General features: G+C 41.5%; 24 protein-coding genes. 13 read left to right on the top strand and 11 right to left on the bottom strand.

Annotation, left to right across the window (positions count from 1 at the left end):
- Nucleotides 1-57 precede the first annotated feature (57 nt).
- The 3 genes from ACYVJ6_RS01670 (at nucleotide 58) to ACYVJ6_RS01680 (ending at nucleotide 2,432) form a co-directional block, all read left to right on the top strand.
- Nucleotides 58-228 (top strand): hypothetical protein, encoded by a 171-nt coding sequence (locus ACYVJ6_RS01670; RefSeq protein WP_460692289.1) that lies wholly within the window; start codon nucleotides 58-60, stop codon nucleotides 226-228.
- Between the two features lie 70 nt (nucleotides 229-298).
- Nucleotides 299-1,846 carry an NAD(P)/FAD-dependent oxidoreductase gene (locus ACYVJ6_RS01675; RefSeq protein WP_460692290.1) on the top strand — a complete coding sequence of 516 codons (1,548 nt, stop codon included), beginning with the start codon at nucleotides 299-301 and terminating at the stop codon, nucleotides 1,844-1,846.
- A gap of 103 nt (nucleotides 1,847-1,949) precedes the next feature.
- Nucleotides 1,950-2,432: a DinB family protein gene (locus ACYVJ6_RS01680; protein ID WP_460692291.1), complete on the top strand. Its 483-nt coding sequence runs from the start codon at nucleotides 1,950-1,952 to the stop codon at nucleotides 2,430-2,432.
- On the opposite strand, the gene ACYVJ6_RS01685 is transcribed toward ACYVJ6_RS01680, so the two are convergent.
- The 3 genes from ACYVJ6_RS01685 to ACYVJ6_RS01695 form a co-directional block, all read right to left on the bottom strand.
- The gene (locus tag ACYVJ6_RS01685) at nucleotides 2,429-2,644 is read right to left on the bottom strand and encodes a hypothetical protein (RefSeq protein WP_460692292.1); all 216 of its coding nucleotides are present in this window, start codon (nucleotides 2,642-2,644) and stop codon (nucleotides 2,429-2,431) included. The genes ACYVJ6_RS01680 and ACYVJ6_RS01685 overlap by 4 nt on opposite strands.
- A 163-nt stretch (nucleotides 2,645-2,807) precedes the next feature.
- On the bottom strand, nucleotides 2,808-3,200 hold the full coding sequence (locus ACYVJ6_RS01690; protein WP_460692293.1) for a hypothetical protein: 393 nt from the start codon (nucleotides 3,198-3,200) through the stop codon (nucleotides 2,808-2,810).
- Between the two features lie 12 nt (nucleotides 3,201-3,212).
- Nucleotides 3,213-3,791 (bottom strand): RNA polymerase sigma factor, encoded by a 579-nt coding sequence (locus ACYVJ6_RS01695; RefSeq protein ID WP_460692294.1) that lies wholly within the window; start codon nucleotides 3,789-3,791, stop codon nucleotides 3,213-3,215.
- Between the two features lie 136 nt (nucleotides 3,792-3,927).
- Between ACYVJ6_RS01695 and ACYVJ6_RS01700 the strand changes: the two genes are divergently transcribed.
- From ACYVJ6_RS01700 to ACYVJ6_RS01710, 3 genes are all read left to right on the top strand, one after another.
- Entirely contained in the window at nucleotides 3,928-4,293 is a 366-nt protein-coding gene (locus ACYVJ6_RS01700; protein WP_460692295.1) for a CoA-binding protein, read from the top strand.
- A gap of 132 nt (nucleotides 4,294-4,425) precedes the next feature.
- Nucleotides 4,426-5,568, top strand: a complete 1,143-nt coding sequence (gene bshA / locus ACYVJ6_RS01705; protein ID WP_460692296.1) for an N-acetyl-alpha-D-glucosaminyl L-malate synthase BshA — start codon at nucleotides 4,426-4,428, stop codon at nucleotides 5,566-5,568.
- 57 nt (nucleotides 5,569-5,625) lie between these two features.
- On the top strand, nucleotides 5,626-6,102 hold the full coding sequence (locus ACYVJ6_RS01710) for a hypothetical protein (RefSeq protein ID WP_460692297.1): 477 nt from the start codon (nucleotides 5,626-5,628) through the stop codon (nucleotides 6,100-6,102).
- Nucleotides 6,103-6,297: 195 nt separating this feature from the next.
- On the opposite strand, the gene ACYVJ6_RS01715 is transcribed toward ACYVJ6_RS01710, so the two are convergent.
- Nucleotides 6,298-7,425 carry a lactonase family protein gene (locus tag ACYVJ6_RS01715; RefSeq protein WP_460692298.1) on the bottom strand — a complete coding sequence of 376 codons (1,128 nt, stop codon included), beginning with the start codon at nucleotides 7,423-7,425 and terminating at the stop codon, nucleotides 6,298-6,300.
- Between the two features lie 87 nt (nucleotides 7,426-7,512).
- Entirely contained in the window at nucleotides 7,513-9,024 is a 1,512-nt protein-coding gene (locus ACYVJ6_RS01720; RefSeq protein ID WP_460692299.1) for a pseudouridine synthase, read from the bottom strand.
- A gap of 231 nt (nucleotides 9,025-9,255) precedes the next feature.
- Between ACYVJ6_RS01720 and ACYVJ6_RS01725 the strand changes: the two genes are divergently transcribed.
- The 4 genes from ACYVJ6_RS01725 to ACYVJ6_RS01740 all read left to right on the top strand — a co-directional run bounded on the left by ACYVJ6_RS01725 (nucleotide 9,256) and on the right by ACYVJ6_RS01740 (nucleotide 13,651).
- A complete protein-coding gene (locus tag ACYVJ6_RS01725; protein WP_460692300.1) occupies nucleotides 9,256-10,041 on the top strand; it encodes a lytic transglycosylase domain-containing protein in 786 nt (261 codons plus the stop codon).
- Between the two features lie 199 nt (nucleotides 10,042-10,240).
- Nucleotides 10,241-13,084 carry an excinuclease ABC subunit UvrA gene (gene uvrA, locus ACYVJ6_RS01730; protein ID WP_460692301.1) on the top strand — a complete coding sequence of 948 codons (2,844 nt, stop codon included), beginning with the start codon at nucleotides 10,241-10,243 and terminating at the stop codon, nucleotides 13,082-13,084.
- Nucleotides 13,085-13,145: 61 nt separating this feature from the next.
- The gene (locus ACYVJ6_RS01735) at nucleotides 13,146-13,400 is read left to right on the top strand and encodes a type II toxin-antitoxin system Phd/YefM family antitoxin (RefSeq protein WP_460692302.1); all 255 of its coding nucleotides are present in this window, start codon (nucleotides 13,146-13,148) and stop codon (nucleotides 13,398-13,400) included.
- On the top strand, nucleotides 13,397-13,651 hold the full coding sequence (locus ACYVJ6_RS01740) for a Txe/YoeB family addiction module toxin (RefSeq protein ID WP_460692303.1): 255 nt from the start codon (nucleotides 13,397-13,399) through the stop codon (nucleotides 13,649-13,651). The genes ACYVJ6_RS01735 and ACYVJ6_RS01740 overlap by 4 nt, the downstream gene beginning before the upstream one ends.
- A 7-nt stretch (nucleotides 13,652-13,658) precedes the next feature.
- Here the strand turns inward: ACYVJ6_RS01740 and ACYVJ6_RS01745 are convergent, their stop codons facing one another.
- Nucleotides 13,659-14,777 (bottom strand): DUF4407 domain-containing protein, encoded by a 1,119-nt coding sequence (locus ACYVJ6_RS01745; protein ID WP_460692304.1) that lies wholly within the window; start codon nucleotides 14,775-14,777, stop codon nucleotides 13,659-13,661.
- Between the two features lie 122 nt (nucleotides 14,778-14,899).
- On the opposite strand from ACYVJ6_RS01745, the gene ACYVJ6_RS01750 reads away from it, so the two are divergent.
- From ACYVJ6_RS01750 to ACYVJ6_RS01760, 3 genes are read left to right on the top strand one after another with little or no spacing between them, the layout of a single operon-like run.
- Entirely contained in the window at nucleotides 14,900-15,214 is a 315-nt protein-coding gene (locus tag ACYVJ6_RS01750; RefSeq protein ID WP_460692305.1) for a rhodanese-like domain-containing protein, read from the top strand.
- Between the two features lies 1 nt (nucleotide 15,215).
- The gene (locus ACYVJ6_RS01755; RefSeq protein WP_460692306.1) at nucleotides 15,216-15,404 is read left to right on the top strand and encodes a DUF6358 family protein; all 189 of its coding nucleotides are present in this window, start codon (nucleotides 15,216-15,218) and stop codon (nucleotides 15,402-15,404) included.
- 11 nt (nucleotides 15,405-15,415) lie between these two features.
- Nucleotides 15,416-16,318: a prohibitin family protein gene (locus ACYVJ6_RS01760; RefSeq protein ID WP_460692307.1), complete on the top strand. Its 903-nt coding sequence runs from the start codon at nucleotides 15,416-15,418 to the stop codon at nucleotides 16,316-16,318.
- A 3-nt stretch (nucleotides 16,319-16,321) separates the two neighbouring features.
- Here the strand turns inward: ACYVJ6_RS01760 and ACYVJ6_RS01765 are convergent, their stop codons facing one another.
- The 5 genes from ACYVJ6_RS01765 to ACYVJ6_RS01785 all read right to left on the bottom strand — a co-directional run bounded on the left by ACYVJ6_RS01765 (nucleotide 16,322) and on the right by ACYVJ6_RS01785 (nucleotide 21,064).
- The gene (locus ACYVJ6_RS01765; RefSeq protein ID WP_460692308.1) at nucleotides 16,322-16,726 is read right to left on the bottom strand and encodes a DUF983 domain-containing protein; all 405 of its coding nucleotides are present in this window, start codon (nucleotides 16,724-16,726) and stop codon (nucleotides 16,322-16,324) included.
- 13 nt (nucleotides 16,727-16,739) lie between these two features.
- A complete protein-coding gene (locus tag ACYVJ6_RS01770) occupies nucleotides 16,740-17,627 on the bottom strand; it encodes an AraC family transcriptional regulator (protein WP_460692309.1) in 888 nt (295 codons plus the stop codon).
- Between the two features lie 339 nt (nucleotides 17,628-17,966).
- The gene (locus ACYVJ6_RS01775) at nucleotides 17,967-18,551 is read right to left on the bottom strand and encodes a carboxymuconolactone decarboxylase family protein (protein WP_460692310.1); all 585 of its coding nucleotides are present in this window, start codon (nucleotides 18,549-18,551) and stop codon (nucleotides 17,967-17,969) included.
- A gap of 97 nt (nucleotides 18,552-18,648) precedes the next feature.
- Nucleotides 18,649-19,194, bottom strand: coding sequence for a peroxiredoxin (locus ACYVJ6_RS01780; protein ID WP_460692311.1), 546 nt, complete (start codon nucleotides 19,192-19,194; stop codon nucleotides 18,649-18,651).
- A 124-nt stretch (nucleotides 19,195-19,318) separates the two neighbouring features.
- Nucleotides 19,319-21,064, bottom strand: coding sequence for a PAS domain-containing protein (locus ACYVJ6_RS01785; protein WP_460692312.1), 1,746 nt, complete (start codon nucleotides 21,062-21,064; stop codon nucleotides 19,319-19,321).
- Nucleotides 21,065-21,086: the final 22 nt, after the last annotated feature.

Genomic DNA, 21,086 nt, shown 5'->3' on the forward strand with positions numbered 1-21,086 from the left:
TGATAGTTCATAGTTTTGCCATGAACCATCAACTATGAACCACTAACTCATAAAAAAATGAATTTTCCATCACTTATATTTTGGGCCGTTTTTGTATTGCCGCTGGTAGTACTTTTGATTTGGATAATGCGCCAGGATAAACGCAAGGGCCGTATGGGGCTTATTGTATTGGCCATTACCGTTATTGGCGGTATAATTTACATGTATTTAAAAACAGGCGGAAAGTAGGCCTTTCCTCAAAACATTAAGTCCTAAATAATTACTTTTGTATCATCCGGGATAAAAACCCGGCAATTGTATGATCAAAGAAATTGAGATAGTTTGCCCGCCGGGGCAGCAGGAAGATGAAGGCGCCTTAAAAAAGATAGCCGCTGGCTCTTTAAATATCAACCCGCAAAAAATTACAGGGTTACAAATAATTAAACGTTCTATTGATGCACGTGGCCGCAGGGTGGTTTATCGTATGCAGGTCAAGGTTTATGTAGATGAAACTTATCAGCCTGAAAACTACACCAAGCAATATCCTAATGTACAAAACGGCAAACCGGTTATCATAGTAGGCGCCGGACCTGCCGGGTTATTTGCCGCATTGCAATGTATTGAGCAGGGGCAAAAGCCCATTGTGCTGGAGCGCGGTAAAGCCGTAAAGGACCGCCGCCGCGATTTGGCCAATATCAATAAGCAAGGTTTGGTTAATCCCGAATCAAACTATTGCTTTGGCGAGGGTGGGGCAGGTACTTATTCGGACGGTAAACTCTACACCCGCTCAACCAAGCGTGGCGATGTGAACCAGGTACTTAAAACCTTTGTAGCGCATGGGGCAACAGAAGATATATTGGTTGATGCACGCCCGCATATAGGCACCAATAAACTGCCGCAGATCATCACCGCTATGCGCGAAACCATATTAGCAGCAGGTGGCGAGGTGCGGTTTGATGCTAAGGTAACGGAGTTGCTCATCGAAATAGATACTATAAAAGGCGTACAATTAGCAACAGGAGAAAAACTATATGCTGATGCTGTGATTTTGGCAACGGGTCATTCAGCACGGGATGTTTTTGAGATGCTGCATCGCCAAAATATATTGATGGAAGCCAAGCCTTTTGCGTTGGGTGTGCGTATTGAACATCCGCAGGAAATAATTGACCGCGCCCAATACCATTGCGAATACCGGGGTGAAGATTTACCGCCATCCTACTATAACTTGGTAGAACAGGTGGACGGCCGGGGTGTATTCTCATTTTGTATGTGTCCGGGTGGTATCATAGCCCCATGCGCTACAGAACCGGATGAAATTGTAGTAAACGGCTGGAGCCCATCCAAACGGAATAACCCTTATGCCAATTCGGGCACGGTGGTACAGGTAAACCTGGATGATGTGGAGGGAGATAATAATGACCCGTTTAAAATGCTCAACTTTCAACATCATATTGAGCAATTAGCATTTAGAGTAGGTGGCGGTAATTTGGTAGCCCCGGCGCAACGAATGATAGATTTTGTGGAGGGCCGCCTTTCAAAAGATCTGCCTAAAAACTCATACTTGCCCGGCGTTAAAAGTGTGCAATTAAAAGAAGTATTACCCGGCTGGATCGCCGAAAGATTACGCAAGGCCTTGCCTGCCTTTGGCAAAAAAATGAAGGGGTATTATACCAACGAAGCCATATTGGTGGGGGTTGAGTCGCGCACCTCATCCCCCATCAAAATTCCAAGGGATAGGGAAACCTTCCAGCATCCACAACTCAAAGGATTGTTCCCATGTGGTGAGGGCGCGGGTTATGCAGGTGGCATAATTTCTGCTGCAATTGATGGGATAAATTGTGCGATAGCAACTAAGGATTTATTATAATATTAATTGTCATCTCGAACGAGGTACGAGGAGAGATCTATACACATTCTAAATTGCATATGTATAGATTTCTCACTATGTTCGAAATGACAGGAGAGAAGATATGAATACCACAGCCGAACAACTGGAACAGGAGCTGCAAAAAGTATTATCAGGCGAGCCATGGTACGGACTGCCGATATACAGCATTTTAGATGAAGTGACTTTTGAAAGTGCTTATGAAAAGCCTGCTCATGCGGCGCATAATATTGCTGAGATTATTTTGCACATGTTAAGCTGGACCGAAGAAGTTATGGATCGCCTGAACGAAAAACCTGCCGGCTACCCGGTAAGCGGTAACTGGCCAGACCCCGGCGCACCTGATGAGCAAAAGTGGAGACTTTGGATAGATGACCTGAAACTGGTTAACGTAAACCTGGTTAGAGCTATACGTGAATTCCCTGCAGATAAATGGGATGAGCTGATTATTGATGAACGTGGCGATGAACCGGTTACCACTTATAAAGAAATGATCTATGGCTTTATCCAGCACCAAATATATCATGCGGGGCAAATAGCTTTATTGAACAGGATTATAATAGGCTAATCAGCCAACTCCAAACACTGATAACCCGCGTTTTGCAGTAACCCTTCAATAAAGCGCGGCGACAGGTCATTAGCCACTACTCTTAATATCTTATCACAGTCTTCCAGGTCAAAATTCCACTCTTTGATAGATCTTACGGCCTTTAGTAATGGTTTTACTTCTTTGATCTGCTCGGGCGCGGTAACGCTGGTGGTGAATACAAGTACATTCATTGTGCTTTCTTTTTAACAACCCTGTCATCTCGAACATAGTGAGAGATCTATACACAAGTAGGTTGCCTGCATGTGTATGGATTTTTTCGCTACGCTCAAGAGAGTAGTCCTCCTCGTTCCTCGTTCGAAATGACAAGTGGTTATAGGTCAGTAATAGGGTCAATTATTCAGTTGGTTTTGCTGGCTCTTCATCCACATCATCCCAATTGGTATCAAAACGATGGCGTTTTCCCCAGGGCCCGCAGGCACGCTCGCGCATTTTTTGTTTAAAGGCCTCCTTTTGCTCCGGTGTCATGTGTTTAAATTTTTCCTCCATCCTATGACGCATCCATCCCGGCCCGCCGCCACAACCCCGGCCACCACGGCCAAAGCCAAACAATATTTTACATAAAATGAAAATACCCAGAGCCTGCCAAAAGGTAATGGTGTTTACAAATAGGATGTCAGGCAATAATGCGTTCCAAAGTAGCATTACGGCAAAGCCGGCTAATGTTAGGCACGCGGCTATCCCTAAGGGGATGAAAATAAAGCGGCCTTTAAAAAAGAATTTTTTCATGATTTTTAATTTTTAATATTTTGTGATCTCTTCATACAATTGTTGCAGCCTGTCGCGCAAATGCAGCACGGCATACCGCTTACGCGATACCAGCGTATTGGTATTTACCCCGGTAAGCTCAGCTATTTCGGCAAAGGTCATATCGTCAAGCTCTTGCCAAATAAATACTTGCTTTTGCTCTTCGGGCAGTTCATCCAGCGCCAGGAATAGCTGCTCCCAAAACAGGTTGCGCACATATTCGGTTTCGGGCGTGGTATCTTCGGTAAGCAGTATCTCTTTAAAATCAAATGCCTCTTCCTCATTGTCGCCATCGCCGCCCAGCATATCATCTAATAAGGTTTCCGATCGTTTTTTATGCTTATCAATGATCTTGTTTTTGGCTACCTTATACAACCAGGCACCGGTTTGCTCAATAGGCTCGGCATTTACCAGCGAACTAAACTGGTACCAAACATCCTGCAGTATGTCTTCGGCATCAGCATCGTTTTTTACACGCTTGCGTATAAAGCCCAGCAGGTTTTTGCCATATAGCTTTATAGCTTGCAGTATGTTGCTGTTCTTTTCGTCCGATGCCATTAAACTTGTTACCAATGTTGTGTTGTTTAAAGGTATAGACGATTGTGGTTTGAAAACATTTTAAATTATTTTAATATTTTTTTTGACCCATGCCTGACTGACACCGATGCGCTGCTCATTAGCTTGGCTTAATATTTGAATAACGATTAGTATGGCAAATAAAAAAACATTGATATTAGGCGCTACTCCAAATCAGGGGCGATATGCTTACGCAGCCGCTAATCGCCTTACCCAAAGCGGACATACTATTGTTAATGTCGGTTTAAAAACCGGCGAAGTATCAGGTGTGCCTATTGAAAAACCTGAGGAGATATATAGCGATATTGATACCATTACCTTATATGTAGGCCCCCAAAATCAACCGCCATTGTACGATTATATTTTAGGTACCCATCCAAAGCGCATTATATTTAACCCCGGCACAGAAAATGCTGAACTGCGCCGTATGGCTAATGAAAGGGGTATTGAAACCGAATATGCCTGTACGCTGGTAATGCTGTCAATTGGTGAGTATTAAACCGGAATGACATTAAGCTTATAATACCAACAGTAATATTACACACTATTAACACTATTACCATAAAATGCTACTAAACTTGTATTACAAAACTATAGGGGCTATAGCCTCTGCTCACAGCAAGTTATATAAATGAAAATAGGAATAGTTTGTTATCCAACCTTTGGCGGAAGCGGGGTTGTTGCCACCGAGTTAGGTAAAGCCCTGGCAGACAATGGTCACCAGGTGCATTTTATTACTTACAACCAACCTGCCCGTCTGGACTTTTTTTCCGAGAATCTTTTTTACCACGAAGTATCCGTATCTAAATATCCGTTGTTTGATTATCCGCCTTATGAATTGGCATTAGCCAGCCGTTTGGTTGATGTGGTAAGGTTTGAAAAGTTGGATATCCTTCATGTGCATTATGCTATTCCGCATGCTTCGGCCGCGTTTATGGCTAAGCAGATATTATTAACTTACGGTATTTATATTCCGGTGGTAACTACACTTCACGGTACAGATATTACCTTAGTAGGTAAGGATAGAACCTATAAACCGGTTGTTACTTTCTCCATCAACAAATCAGATGGTGTGACCGCAGTATCTGAAAACTTGAAGCAAGAGACTTATGAATTTTTTGAGATAGAAAATGATATTAAGGTAATTCCCAATTTTATTGATCTAACCCGGTTCAACCTAAAAGCTAAAGATCACTTTAAAAAAGCCATTGCACCTTCGGGCGAAAAAATATTGGTACATACTTCCAACTTCCGTAAAGTAAAACGTACAGAAGACGTGGTTAAAATATTTGCTAAGGTGCGCGAAAAGGTACCATCCAAATTATTAATGGTTGGCGATGGTGGCGAGCGTTCGGACTGTGAGCAGCTTTGCCGCGATTTGGGTGTGAGCGATGATACCCGCTTTTTAGGTAAACAAGATGCCATTGAAGAAATACTTTCCGTATCTGATCTTTTCCTGATGCCATCACAATCAGAAAGCTTTGGTTTGGCAGCTTTAGAGGCAATGGCTTGTAAAGTGCCCGTTATTAGTACAAACGCGGGTGGATTGCCTGAGTTAAATATTGATGGCGTAACCGGGTTTTTAAAAGATATTGGAGATATACAAGGTATGGCCGATAGATCTGTTTATATTTTGGAGGACGAGGCTCGTTTGGCAACCTTTAAAGATAACGCGCTTGCCCGCGCCAAAGAGTTCGACCTGACTAAAATATTACCCCAATATGAAAACTATTATATAGAGGTTATTGAAAAAAGTAAGGCCAACGTACTATAGTTCAATATTCTTGGCATGATTGTAGATATTATTTGAAATATAATAATATCTACAATCATGAAAAAATTACTTCAAATCCTAATTCCAGTTTTAGCTGTTGCTTTACTTATTTCATCATGCGGGGCGCCCGCTGCATTAACAGGCTCTTCAAGGGCGCGTTTTGTGGGCACATGGACATTAAACACCGTTACCTATCAAGGTTTAGTTACCGGTTCGGTACAAACCGTATTTGACCAGGCTGCGCCAAGTGCATTTGTCGGCAGCACCTGGCAACTGACCAATAGCGGCAATGGTGTGTATACTTTAAACAACGGTACATCGCAAACTATTTTCTGGTCGTTGTTTAACGACCCGGGTATGGGTACTATGTTCCAGTTCAAAAAAATCTACCAGGGCGATGCGCCTAAAAACGTACCTGACGGTTACCGTTTAGTTATTAATGATAACGATGGCCAGTCAATGACTTTAAAATCTCCCGTAACTATAGGTAATACCACGGGTTACGTAGTTTACTCATTTACCAAAAACAAATAAAGTTTAAGCTGAAATCTTAAAGTAAAGGCTCAAAGCATATCCGCTTTGAGCCTTTTTTATGGTTTACACAACTTAACACATTTTTGATAAAATTTTTTATAAAAAATTGATAATCAAAAGTTTAACAAAATTTGACTCAAAAAAGTGTAAACCATGATTTTCTTATGACCAATGACCAATGCACCAATGACCAACCTACTCCACCGGCACCAATTTCAAACACGCCGGCGAATCAACAGTAATTGAATTACGTGTTGGAAATATCCTTCCGGTTTTTTGATCAATAGTAAAAACATTTATGGTATTACTGTTTTGGTTGGCTGCTATTAAGAATTTACCTGTTGGGTCGATAACAAAATTACGGGGAGTTTTTCCCAATGTTCGATATCGGTCAATAAACCTCAATTGCCCCGTTACCGGGCTTATTTCATAAGTTACAATTTCATCAGCATCGCCACGGTTGGAGGCATATAAAAACTTGCTGTTAGGCGATACATGAATATCTGCTGCGCCAACGTTGCCTTTAAAGCTTTCATCAACCATGGGGATGGTTTGTATTTCGGTTAGTTTGGCACCGTCAACGCTGTAGGTGGTAACCGATGCGGCCAACTCATTTACTACATACAAAAACTTTCCATCTGCCGAAAAATCCATATGGCGCGGGCCACTACCGGGTTTAGCATTCACAAACGCAGGATTCTCTGGCGTTAGCGCCGGTACTTTCGAATCACGGTAACGGTATATGTTTATTTTATCTGTTCCCAGGTCGGCAACAAATAAATGTTTTTCGTCAGGTGATAAAGTAGCCGAATGTACATGCGGTGTGGCTTGTCTTTCGGTGTTTACGCTCTTGCCCTCACTTTGTATAGTTTGGGTAGGTGCACCCAATGAACCATCTTTATTAATAGGCACAACAGCCAAACTGCCCGAGCCGTAATTAGATACAAACACATTTTTTTGATCCTTATCAATATTAACATGCGCCGGGCTGCCACCTGTTTGCTGGCTGTTAATTAATTCCAATTTCCCTGTACCTGCGTCAAACTTAAACGCGCTTACCGAGCCATTGGGGCTATTTTCATTTACCGCATAAATAAATTTATTATTGGCGCTAACAGTTAAATAGGACGGGTTGCTTACATCTTCAATTTGACTTAAATAGGCTAATTTGCCTGTTTCTACATAAAAACGATAAACATAAATGCCTTTACTTTCGCCTTTGGTGTAGGTGCCTATTACCAGGTCATAAGTTGAGGGTAGTTTTTTTTGTGCTATGCCAAGCGCGGGCAGGGCCAGCATGATGATGAACAGCAGCTTTTTCATAATGAAAATGTATTGGTTTAACCGGTAATGCAAGTTACCTAAATCTCAACAAAAAAACGCCTCCCGATATATCGGGAAGCGTTTTTGTTATTTTATTAAGTGCTTTAGCTGGATGATCTCTTTCTCGTCCAAAAAGCGCCAGCGTCCCCGTGGCAGGTCCTTTTTGGTTAGGCCGGCATAAACTACACGGTCCAGTTTTACAACCTCGTAACCCAGGTGTTCAAATATGCGGCGAACAATGCGGTTCTTCCCGCTATGTATCTGTATTCCTACTTCGCGTTTAGATGCACCTGCTACATATGATACTACGTCAGGTTTAATAGGCCCATCCTCCAACTCCAATCCAAACTGAATTTTATTCAGGTCGCCCTGGGTTAGGCTTTTATTTAGTTCGACTTGGTATAGTTTAGTGATCTGGCTGCGCGGGTGCGAAAGCTTATCGGCTAATTCACCATCATTGGTCATTAACAATAACCCGGTAGTATTCCGGTCCAATCGTCCGATAGGGTAGATACGTTCGCGGCTGGCTTTTTCAACCAGGTGCATAACCGTACGGCGTTCCTGCGGGTCTTCGGTGGTAGTAATATAATCTTTTGGTTTATTTAGCAATACATAAACCATTTTTTCGCGTTTTAATGTTTCACCATTATAGCGTATTTCGTCTTTTATCGGGTCGATCTTAGCACCCAGTTCGGCAACAACCTCGCCGTTTACTGAAACCACACCCGCCAATATCAATTCATCGGCCTTACGGCGCGAACATATACCCGCGTTAGCAATGTAACGGTTAAGGCGAATAAGTCCGTCGTCTTTTTTAGCAGGAGCTTTTTTAGGGCGAAGGGTTTTCGCCGGGGCATCACGGTCAACCGTTATTTTATCATAAGTAGGCTTCTCGCGGCGGGTATAAGGTTTGTCTTTAATAAAATCGGCATCGCGTTTTTTAAAGCCGCCCTCGCGCGGTGGTCTGCTATCAAAATCTCTTTTTGGCCTGTCGCCTGATGGTTTATCACCAAACTTACTTGATGAGCGTGGCCTGTCTGACGAAGTTCTGTTGTTGCTGAAGCTTTTTGGTGGACGCTCATCATTTGATGGCCTGCCTGAATAAGACGATTTGCCTTTTGGCGCGAAACTTCTTTTTTCCCCCGATCCTTCACCACTGCCAAAACTTCTTGGCGGACGGTCATCACCCGTTGGCCTGCCGGAGTATGGTTTGCTTTTTGGCGAAAAGCTTTTCTTGTCGCCATAGCCACCACCAAAACTGCTTTTTTCATCGCCTGATGGTCGGCCGGTGTATGGCCTGACTTTTGGCGCGAAGCTCTTTTTATCAGATGATGATCCGCCGGAAAAGCTGCTTTTGTTTTCACCGTCTGATCGGCCTGCATAAGGCTTTCTTTCAGATGATGAAGACGGCCTCCTGTCATGGCCAGATGAAGCATCGCTGCCGTATCTTTTTTTCGAGTCTGATCTGTCTGAATTATTGGATGATTTTTCGCGTGATCCGGAAAAGGATTTTCCCGCGTTATCGCCACCTTTCGGGGCCCTGTTTGATGATCTGCCGGACTGACCGTCGCGGCCCTTCTCTGGCCTTTTAAATACCATATTTTTTTGTTTTGCGCTTTCGCAGCGTGAGGGTCAAAGGTACTGTTTTTTGTCGGTTTTTCATCACTTTTTTCAAGTTTTTGCATCGGTTCAAAAACCCACTTTAAACCAGTTTAAAGCCCGATTTTTGAACTATTTTAAAATAATCAAAACACTAAGGTATGGTTAAGTGTTTGACAATCTGACTAATATAAAGTACCTTTGTTTAATATTTTACCTAATGTACATTTAATGGAGATAAAAAAAATGATCAACAAATCCTTAATTACGTGCTCCGTAATCCTGGTGCTGGCTATCATTTTTAAGCTTAACATTTGCAGTACCAACACCACTAAAAATAGCACTAAAACTGCAACAAAAACACATCATGTTTCCGGGTTAATCTTTGTGAAAAATGATGCTGCAAAATACTATAGTTTCGCTGATGAAGCCCTACCACGTAATAATGCAAAAGTAGATCGCAAAATGCGCCTGACACTTAAAAAGCATAGTTATAAAACCACTCAAACAAATCTTTTGCATTCAAAAGCTGAGAAGTTGTTTCCTATAATTGAGCCAATTTTGGCAGAATACGGCATCCCTGATGATTTTAAATACCTTCCGTTGGTGGAGTCGGGTTTAAAAGAGGGTACGTCGCCAAAAGGTGCAAGGGGTTTATGGCAGTTTATGCCGGGCACCGCGCGCAGCTATGGCTTAAAGGTTGGCAAGGGAAAGGATGAACGATTGAACGTTCGTAAAGCAACCATTGCAGCATGCAAGTACTTAAATGAACTGCATGACGAGTTTGGCAGCTGGACATTAGCCGCTGCTGCTTATAATAATGGATCGGTAAAGCTTGCAAAAGCTATGAGGACGCAAAAGAAAGTTAATTACTTTAGGATGCACCTTAACAAAGAAACCGGCGCATACGTGTATAAACTGGTTGCTATGAAAGAGATCATAGGCCAGCCGGTTAAATATGGCTATAGCGCGCTTTACGCGTACCAGCCATTACCGCAATTATTAGCGGTTAATTAAGCACAAAAAATTTACGGAGCACTTACAGTCCGGCTTGTCCAAATGGCAAGGCCGGACTTTTTTTTGCGTATATTTGCGGGCTGTTTAATGAGTGAATTATTGAATTAGTGAATGAGTGATTGACAGAGTTTCATAATCATGCCTGTTTGCCTTTTATCATTCACTAATTCACTCAATCGCTCATTCACTAATTAAATTTATGAATGAAAAACCATTAGACCTGGGCGAGCAGAGTGAAGTTGAAGTTTACGGAGCCCGGGTACATAACTTAAAAAATATTGATGTTTCTTTTCCGCGTAACCAGCTGGTTGTTATCACCGGGTTAAGCGGCAGTGGTAAATCATCTTTGGCATTTGATACTATTTATGCCGAGGGGCAGCGCCGTTACATGGAAACATTTTCGGCCTACTCGCGCCAGTTTATGGGGGGCATGGAGCGGCCCGATGTGGATAAAGTATCAGGCTTGAGCCCGGTTATCGCCATTGAACAAAAAACCACCAGTAAAAACCCACGCTCTACTGTGGGTACCATTACCGAGATATATGATTTTATGCGTTTGCTTTTTGCACGTACCGGCGAGGCTTACTCGTACGTGAGTGGCGAAAAGATGGAACGCATGACCGAGGACCAAATACTTAAAACCATTTTTGAACGGTTTGATGGTCAGCCGGTAAATATATTGGCCCCGGTTGTAAAAGCCCGTAAAGGCCATTACCGCGAATTGTTTGAGCAAATACGTAAGCAAGGCTATTTAAAGGTTTGGATAGACGGCGCTATTGCCGACGTTGAACCTAAAATGCAGGTTGACCGCTATAAGATACATGATATTGATATTGTGGTTGACCGCTTAATTGTAAGTGAGAAAGACAGTAAACGTCTATATACCTCTATACAAGCGGCGTTGAAGATCGCTAAAGGTATTATTCGTATCGGTGATAAGGATAATAACGTAGCTTACTTTAGTAAGTACTTGATGGACCCGATATCGGGCATATCCTATGATGAGCCGCAGCCCAATACCTTCTCTTTTAACTCGCCCTATGGTGCTTGCGAAAAGTGTAATGGCTTAGGTTATATTTTTGAGATAGACGAAGCATCGGTTATCCCAAATCCTAAACTAAGTATATTGAATGGTGGCTTAGCTCCGCTGGGCGAATACCGCGAAACATGGATATTCCAGGTACTGAAATCATTGGCTAAAAAGTATGAGTTCTCTTTATCAGTGCCTATCGAAAAACTGGCTAAAGAGCATTTAGAAATTATCCTGAATGGTACTAATGAGATGTTGACCGTTGCTGTAGAATACAACAAATGGAATGTGCAAAGCTACCAGATAAGCTTTGACGGCATCATTCGCATGTTAGAAGAGCAACAGGAGCGCCGCAGCGAGGAAGGTATTGACGATATGGAAAACTATCGGGTATTGCGCACTTGTCCAACCTGTGAGGGTGCAAGGCTTAAAAAGGAATCGTTACACTTTAAGGTTGATAATAAAAACATATTTGAGCTGGCTTGCATGGATATTAACGACCTGCAGGCATGGTTTACCAATCTGGAAGACAGGCTAACCGAGCGCCAGAACGTTATCGCTAAAGAAATACTGAAAGAGATACGTGCACGTATTGTGTTTTTGCTGGATGTGGGGTTAAGTTATTTAACATTGGATCGTACGGCTAAAACGCTATCAGGCGGCGAGGCACAGCGTATAAGGCTGGCGACGCAGATAGGCTCGCAGTTGATGAACGTAATGTACATTTTAGATGAGCCAAGTATTGGTTTGCACCAACGCGATAACGAGCGCCTGATAAACGCGTTGAAAAACCTGCGCGACCTGGGCAATACCGTATTGGTGGTGGAGCATGATAAGGATATGATACTGGAAGCCGATTATGTGATTGATATGGGCCCGGCTGCCGGTGTACATGGCGGCGAAGTGGTTGCCGAGGGCACACCAAAAGAGTTAATGGCTAAGCATACGCTTACAACGTCTTATATCAATGGTGAGCGCGAGATCAGCATACCTAAAACCCGAAGAGAAGGCAACGGCAAAACGCTAAGCATTAAAAAAGCTACGGGACATAATCTAAAAAATGTATCAGTTGATTTCCCTTTGGGTAAGTTTATTGGCGTAACCGGGGTATCAGGCAGCGGGAAATCAAGTTTGATAACCGAGACCTTGTATCCTGTACTGAACCATCATTTCTTCCGGGCCAAAAAGCAACCATTGCCTTATGGTAAGATAGAAGGCCTGGAGCATATTGATAAAGTAATTGAAATAGACCAAACACCTATAGGCCGTACGCCACGGTCAAATCCGGCAACGTATACCGGTGTGTTTTCTGATATACGAAATTTATACGTGGCTTTGCCCGAATCGCGCATCCGTGGTTATAAGCCGGGTCGCTTCTCATTCAACGTAAAAGGTGGCCGCTGCGAAACCTGTAAAGGCGCTGGCTTGAGGGTTATTGAAATGAACTTTTTGCCCGATGTGCAAGTGCCTTGTGAAGAGTGTGGCGGCAGAAGATATAACCGCGAAACATTAGAAGTACGCTACAAAGGCAAATCAATTAACGATGTGCTGGACATGAGCATTGAGGATGCGGCTCCGTTTTTTGAGCATATTCCATCCATCTACCGTAAGGTTAAAACCTTGGCTGATGTTGGGTTGGGTTATATCCGTTTAGGGCAGGCATCAACCACGCTATCAGGCGGTGAGGCGCAGCGCGTTAAACTGGCTACAGAGCTTTCTAAAAAGGATACGGGCAATACTTTCTATATACTGGATGAGCCTACAACCGGGCTTCACTTCGAAGATATTAACGTGCTATTGGGTGTATTGTACCAACTGGTTGATAAAGGCAATACCGTGCTGGTAATTGAGCACAACCTGGATGTGATTAAAGTGGTTGACCATGTTATTGACCTTGGCCCCGAAGGTGGTTCAGGAGGGGGTAACATCCTATATTCGGGCACGCCTGAAGGTTTATGTAAAGTGAAGGGTAGCTTTACCGGGCAGTTTTTGAAAAAAGAAATGGGGGCTTAATATGTACATGATGTTGTACGGGATTAATATTTTTTCTATCTTTATATAAAAATTGATCAATATGTTAATCACATCATACACATCGTTCAGGCAACAACTTAAATCTTACCTGGATAAAGTAAGAAGCACCCATACACCGCTTTTTGTAACAAGTTCTAATGGCGAGGATGTTGTTGTGCTTTCAAAGTCCGATTATGAAAGCATGGAAGAAACCTTCTATCTGCTTAAAAGCCCTGCAAATGCAGCACGATTATTAAATAGTATTGCAGATTATGAAAAAGGCTTAGGTCAAGAAAGAAAGCTTATTGAAGAATGAAAATAGTTTTCCTTGACCAGGCGTGGGAGGACTATTTATATTGGCAAAGTACAGATAAAGCTTCTCTAAAAAAGATCAATGCGCTAATTAAAGAAATAGAGCGAACGCCATTTGAAGGTAGTGGTAAACCCGAGCCATTAAGGCATAATCTTGCCGGATATTGGTCGCGCAGAATTAACCTTGAACACCGGTTGGTTTATAAAATAGATAACGATACTGTTGTTATTTTTCAATGCAGGTATCACTATTAATATTGGGTTATTTATATCGATGTCCCCTTCGCGTATTTTCTGATTGTTCGGTTATCACCCGCTTTCGATGGGATATATCCGTATCTAAATGGTGATCAAAAACGTTATCGGTTATGGCAATATCGCGCTCCTTGTCGCGCTCCGCATAATGAATATCGGCCTCCTGGGTTTTAGCCATGGCTACATCATAGGGCCCTTTAGGCGACATCAGCTTTACAAACACCGGTAAGCATTCAAATAAAATAAACAAGTAACCAATAAATGATATCGCCAAATAGGTATCTAAATCGCGTGAGCCATCCTCATTAAAGGATAACTTTCCCAATGCCCAGTTACGGTCGCTAAAGCCTGCAATGTTCGAGAGGCTATCCAGTTGTTTCTCGGTAAACAGTCGTAGGTTATTCAGTCCCTCAAAATCCTTGCGTTGGGCAAGGTACTGCTCCATTTTACCAACATCATCGGTAACCGTTTTTAAACGTGCCTCTTTCTCTTTTAATACGGCTTCCTTTTGTTTGGCATAAGTGCCATAACCGGTAATACCCGATGTTTGGTTGGTTTTATCGCCAAAAACCTCCTGGTTCAACTGGTAGCGCGAGCGGTTGATGTCTTTTTCTAATGAGTCCTTTTCTTTTTTAAGCTCCAGGTTTTTATTCAGCTCCATGCCATATTTTTGCTGATAGGTTTTTTGCAGGGTATCTATCTTGCGGTTCTGCCCTTTCAGGTATGCGGTTTTTAATTTTTGGCGGATCTCTTTATCAAATATCTTTAACTCCAGTGGGCGCGATATTACGATGCCAATCATGATAGCCAGCAAAATACGCGGCGACGCCTGTATAATTTGTTGATTGGTTGTACCCTCTTTATTAATACTGGATACTATATAGCGGTCCATATTAAAAATAGCCGTACCCCACAGCAAGCCAAAAAGTATGGCAAAGGCAACCGCAAACGCGCTGCCGCTAAATACAAAGTACATAGCATATCCGCCTGATAAGGCAGCGAATAATGCGGTAAAAAATATAGTGGCCCCTATGCCCACATATTTATTATGCTCAATAGGGTACTTTTTTAAAGTTTCAATATGTGCTCCTGAGCAAAACCAGAAAAACTGGGTAATTTTCTCCATCCAATTACGAGATTTATAGTTATAACTTATTATAAACGCTTATGCGTGCCTAATGTTACAAAAATTACTGTTAATTATTTGATACAGAAAAAAACTTACCTTTGAAAATTAATATGAATACCATGAAAGAAATAAGCGTACAGGAATTAAAAGAGAAGATAGACAAAGGCGAAGATTTTCAACTGATTGATGTTAGGGAAGATTTTGAATACCAGGTATCAAACCTTGGTGGCGAGCTAATACCATTAGGCGGCATTTTAATTGAAACTGATAAGATTTCAAAAGATAAAGATGTAGTAATAATGTGCCGCAGTGGTAAGCGCAGCGCGGCTGCCGCTATGCAGTTAGAAGCACAAGGTTTTACTAATTTATACAACTTGTATGGTGGTATACTGGCCTGGCAAGAAGATATTGACCCAAGCTTAGATGTTTACTAATATGTGGTGGAAAGTATTGCTCAATGTATTTTATACCGTTGCTATAATATTAAGCTTTTATGCCATTTATATCGGCTTTAGTACCGGGCATTATGAATATGTGCTGGCGGGAGTTTTTAGCGCGGCCATATTTATTATATTAAAAGTGAAGTTGATTAAACAAGTAAAAGAAATAACCAAACAACCTTAAACCCAAACTCAATGTTTTTAGCAATTTTAGGAGTGATCGTACTTATTGTAGGTACCGTACTCAAACGCTCGCCAGAACCTGGCAACCGCTTTGGCGGTATTGTTACCACCGCCGGAATTGTTGTAGTAGTTGCGGGGATATTACTCTCGGCGGTTAAAATTATTGAACCGGGCCGTGTGGGTGTACAAACCTTGTTTGGAAAAGTACAGGATAACGTGCTGGAAAGTGGTATGCATGTAATTAACCCATTGTTTGATGTTACTAATTTTGATATTCAAACTCAAAATTATACCATGAGCGCGGTACACAGCGAAGGCCAGCAAGAGGGGGATGATGCTATACGGGTGCTGTCTTCAGATGGTTTGGAAGTTACCATTGACATTTCAGTATTGTACAAGGTAAACCCATACAAAGCGCCGTACATTTATCAAAACATTGGCCAGGACTATGTTGATAAAATAGTTCGCCCTATTACGCGCACCGCCATCAGAGATAATGCGGTTAGCTACCAGGCTGTTGATCTGTACTCGGTTAAAAGGCAGGAATTTCAGAATAAAACTACCCAAACCATTGAGCAAAGCTTTGCCAAAAGAGGGTTGGAACTGCAGCAGGTATTGGTACGTAATATAGCCTTACCCGCATCCGTAAAAGCCAGTATCGAATCAAAGATAAATGCCGAGCAGGACGCGCAAAAAATGCAGTTTGTGCTGCAAAAAGAACGCCAGGAAGCCGACCGTAAACGTGTAGAAGCACAAGGTATAGCCGATTATCAAAAAATACTATCTACCGGCTTGTCTGATAAGCAGTTACAATATGAAAGCATTAAGGCTCAAAAGGAAATTGCCTTATCGCCAAATGCTAAAGTTATTATTATGGGCGGCAAGGGAAACCCGATTATTTTGAGTGATAAATAAGCTTTAGGGAACAAATTTTTTATAATCATCCTTAGCGCGATGCGGCTCATAGCGTACACCCGGAGTTAACCAGTACAATAACACAACTCTTGAGTAGCGAAAATTAAATGGCGCCAGTAAAAATGCACAACCAAATAAAATGGCCAGGTATATCCACGGGTTATTACTGCCGGTTAACAAATAAGTACCTACCCCTAAAATTACCATTTGCGCTACATTAAAGGCGTAGCTTACAAACATTGCCACATAAAAGTAACCCAGTTCAATTTCAAATTTAAAGCCGCAATGGGGGCAGTGTTCGTGCATTTTTTGGGACGAAAAGCCATACATACTATTAGCAAACATATCTCCCCTGCGACATTTTGGGCATTTAGCGTGAAGTGCGGCGTAACATTGTGATACTTCCATATTGGGTGTAATTTTAATTGAGGTGTGCATGGTTGTTTGATTTTTTTCTGAACTCTTCAGGTGTAACGCCTTCCAACTTTTTAAAAAATTTGGTGAAGTAGGAGTTATCCGCAAAGTTAAGATGGTTGGCAATTTCTGAAACAGTTATATCATTATTGATCAATAACCGTTTAGCTTCTAATATGATCCGGTTACGTATCACTTCGCCGGCCGGCATACCCAGCACATCATTGCAAAGCGCATTTAAATGATTAGGAGTAATATACAATAACTCGGCATATTGTTTTGGCAAACGCAGGTGCATATAGTTCTTCTCTATTAGTTTTTGAAAGCTGCGCAGCAGGGTATAGTTGTAAGATGGGGCAACAGACTCTGCCACATCATTATTTAACCTTGCTACCAGTATAAATAATTGCAGCATCAGGCTTTTAACCATATCAAGGCCCAAAGGGTTAATCGTTTCGTTCTCGGCTATTAACTCTTCAAAAAGGTTAATTACTTTATCCTGCAATTGCTCGGGGATGTCAATGACCGCATCCTTTGTAATGCCTGAAAAGAAAGGCAGGTCTTCCAAATAATTAGCCTTTAATAAAAACGACTGGAAAAACGTGGTAGAAAAATTGATAATATATCCATCTATCTCTCCTTTAAAAGCCCAGCTATGTACCTGGCCCGGTATCATAAAATAAATTTGATTGGGCCTTACCGCGAAGTTTTCAAAATCAATAGTTTGCATACCACTACCCTTTGTAAAAAATACCAGGTGATAAAATGAATGCTTATGCGCCAAATGCAGGTTGCGATGACTTTTTAAATACGGTGCAAAACGGCTTATCAAAATATCATCTTTTTGACGATCTGACAGGGTACAAATATCGTATATGGGTATAACCGTTTTCATTGTTGGTCAAAGATACGGGTATATTGCCAGGATTTATGGCGCTATTTATTGTACCTATGGTATTTTTTACTGATTAGTTAAAAAATGTTAAAACTATTGTTTTTTAGGGGGTTACTGATACATTGGTAGAAAATTTATTGTATTATTACCCGCGAAAATATTTTGTTGCACATTGTAAATGTGCTCAATATAAGATACTTGGTGTTTTTGGTAAATTTGCTAAGTCTCCTGCCGCCTGTACCTTTATAGGTACAGGCATATAAGGGGTAAACCCAAAATCACAAAAAAAGCGCCCTAATAATTTGGGCGCTTTTTCATTATAGTATAGATCAGTTAATTTTAATAGATAATTTTCCCGGCCGAGGTAACTAATGATGCAATACGTACGGCATCAAAAATGCGCTCTTCGGTAGTGCCTAATTTTATCAGGGAATCTTCATGCGCATTTACACACATTTCGCATCCATTTACGGCAGATATTACCAGGCTCATTAATTCAAAAAACTCTTTGCCTGTAACAGGTTTCATCATTAACTGCATACGTATACGTGCAGGTATCTGGGTGTATTTTTCCTTTTGCGTAAAATGCCTGAAACGGTAGAAAATATTATTTGATGCCAGTAATGACGCACATCCGGCGGCTTCAGCTATTTCGGCAGCGTCGGCACCTTGCTCTTCGGCATATTTGGTGTAATATAAAGTAAGCGGCTTATTATTGTTATTAATAGCCGTGCTTAAACCCAATAAGGCGCACTCTTTGGCAGATAGATGTTCAGATGTAAGTGTACTGGTAAAGTTAAGCTTCAGATCGCGCACGTAACGCGATTCGCCTTTTTCAAGCAGGTCAAGCGCATCTGTTCTGTACTCTTTATCCAGCCCAACGCCGGTTAGCAATTCTTGTATAATATCGGTTGTTTCGCTCATGGTGAATATTTTAACCAAAACGCCACTGAAAGGAACCGCCTGTCTCATTTAGAGAGATTGCGTCGCTCCTTGCAATGACGCTGGGAAAATAATTATATTAAACAGTTATAGTTTCTTCGCCTTTAACCCAGTTACATGGGCAAAGCTCATCTGTTTGTAAACCATCCAGTACGCGTAAAACTTCTTTTACGTTACGGCCCACGCTTAGGTCGTTTACACATACCCAACGTATAATACCGGTAGGGTCAATAATAAAAGTAGCGCGGTAGGCAATTTTTTCGTTAGGCTCTAAAATACCCAATTCTTCAGCTAATGATTTTGAAGTATCAGCCAGCATCGGGAATTTAAGATCACGTAGATCATCATGATTTTTTCTCCAGGCAGCATGTACAAATTCTGAATCGGTTGAGGCACCGATCAAACGGGTATCACGATCGCGAAATTCACTGTAATTGTTATTAAATTCAGCTATCTCGGTAGGGCAAACAAAAGTGAAATCTTTTGGCCACCAAAACATAACTGTCCAAACGTTATCGTCATTTACTAATTCGTCAGAAGTTAATGTTTCAAACTCTTTACCTTTTTCTAAACTTACCACAGCCGTTTTTGAGTAAGACGGAAATCTTTGTCCTATAGTCATCATAAATATTATCGTGTTTATTTTTTTGCGAAGGTAATATTCTCATCGCTAAAATCTAATCATAATAATTGATAGCATATAGTTTATATCTATATGCATGACTATAAGATTAAATAATATCTATAGATTAAATTGCAGGCTCTAAGTCAAGTTTTATGGTGGTTACTGATCCCAGTCCCGGGCCATCGCTTTTTATCTCAAATGACCCGCCATGGCTTTCAATGATAGATTTGCAGTTGTATAATCCAAGGCCGGTGCCGGTTTTTTTAGTAGTAAATCCGCGTTCAAAAAAACGGCTCCCGGTTTCTGCAGTAAAGCCCTGCCCATTATCGGTTACAATTAATTCAATATTGCCATTTACAGATAGGGCAGTTACGGTAATCTTCTTCTCAACCAGGGTAATATCAATGGCCTCAATACTATTTTTCAATACATTTAAAATTACCTGCATTAACTTGGTTTGGTCGCCTTTAATTATCGGTAGCCCCGGTTGTATATTTAGTTTAAGTTCTATACCCTTCCTGTCAAGTGCCGCAAAAAGCATCGACCGGCAATTATCAATTAAATTACCCAAATTAACCGGCCTGCGTTCTTGCGAACCTGATGCATGGTCTCTAACAAGCTGCCTTTGAATGTTTAATATCTCTTGTATATGGGTTATTATATTTAATAACTCATTCATAGAGGTGGTTACCTCCTGCTGATTTGTTGCCTGTGTGTTTGCAAGGTTTTCGGTTAAACTCACCAATGCGGCGGCTTTATCGGTACCAATGGCATCGGCCAGTGCTGTTTGTTGTGCTTTTAAAAATGATGATAGGTTTTTAATAGTATCCAGGTTATTCAACTCAATAGCCCGGTTTATGCGGTTAAGGTATGAGCCAAAACCCACCAGCGCGTTGCCAATATCGTGTAACACCTCAGATGCTATTTCAAATTTGCCCTGTGCAATGGCTTTTTCAAGTTCCTGTTCTTTTTGTTTGGTAAGCTGCGCATTCAGTTCTTTTAGTTCTTCTGATTGTGCGTAGAGGTCCTGGTTTAACTTATTTAAAGTTTCTTCAGATTGTTTGCGTGCGGTAATGTTATGCCCTATACCCAGCAACCTGATGATTTTACCATTTTCATCAATAACAGGTATTTTTGAGGTTAGCATCCAGCGTTTATTTCCGGCATCATCCAAAAAAAACTCTTCCTTATTAAGTATAGATACTCCCTGTTTCAGCACGCTCATATCATCTTCATAACCGCGCAGGCCTATTTCATTTGGGTACAGTTCAATATCGGTTTTGCCAATTGCTTCTGCTTCTGATAATGCACCCATACTTTTAACATCCGCACGGTTAGCTATAATTTTCCTTCCTTCGGCATCCTTAACAAATATGATGTCGGGTAAGCTATCAATAAGGGTGCGTAGTAATATGCGTTCCTGAGCTATTACTTCTTCTGCTTCTTTATGGTCAGTAATGTCTATGTGGGTGCCAATTATTATTGGCGACGAGCCATCCTGCGCATCTTTTAGTAAACTTCCCCTTGACCATATCCAAACCCACCTGCCATTGGCATGGCTCATCCGAAAATAATTTTCGTATAATCCTACCGGGTTTTTAATATAATCAGCAAAAGTTTTTGTTGCGCTTTCTTTATCCTCCGGGTGCACCAAATCAACCCAGGCGGTATTTAGATTTTTGCTGCCGTTTACCCCGTAATCTTTAATATCCCTGCCAAGCATGGCAAAATAGATGTCATTACACCAAAAAAATTCTTTACCTGAATAATATTCCCAGGCACCAATGTTTGATGCTTTTATAAATGCCTTGTATTTTTCAAGGTCCTGGTTCAGGTTATCAGGCTGTGGCTCGGTTTTAAAGTTCTGCATTTTATAACAACGGTATTATAGT

The organism is Mucilaginibacter puniceus (genome assembly GCF_054783175.1).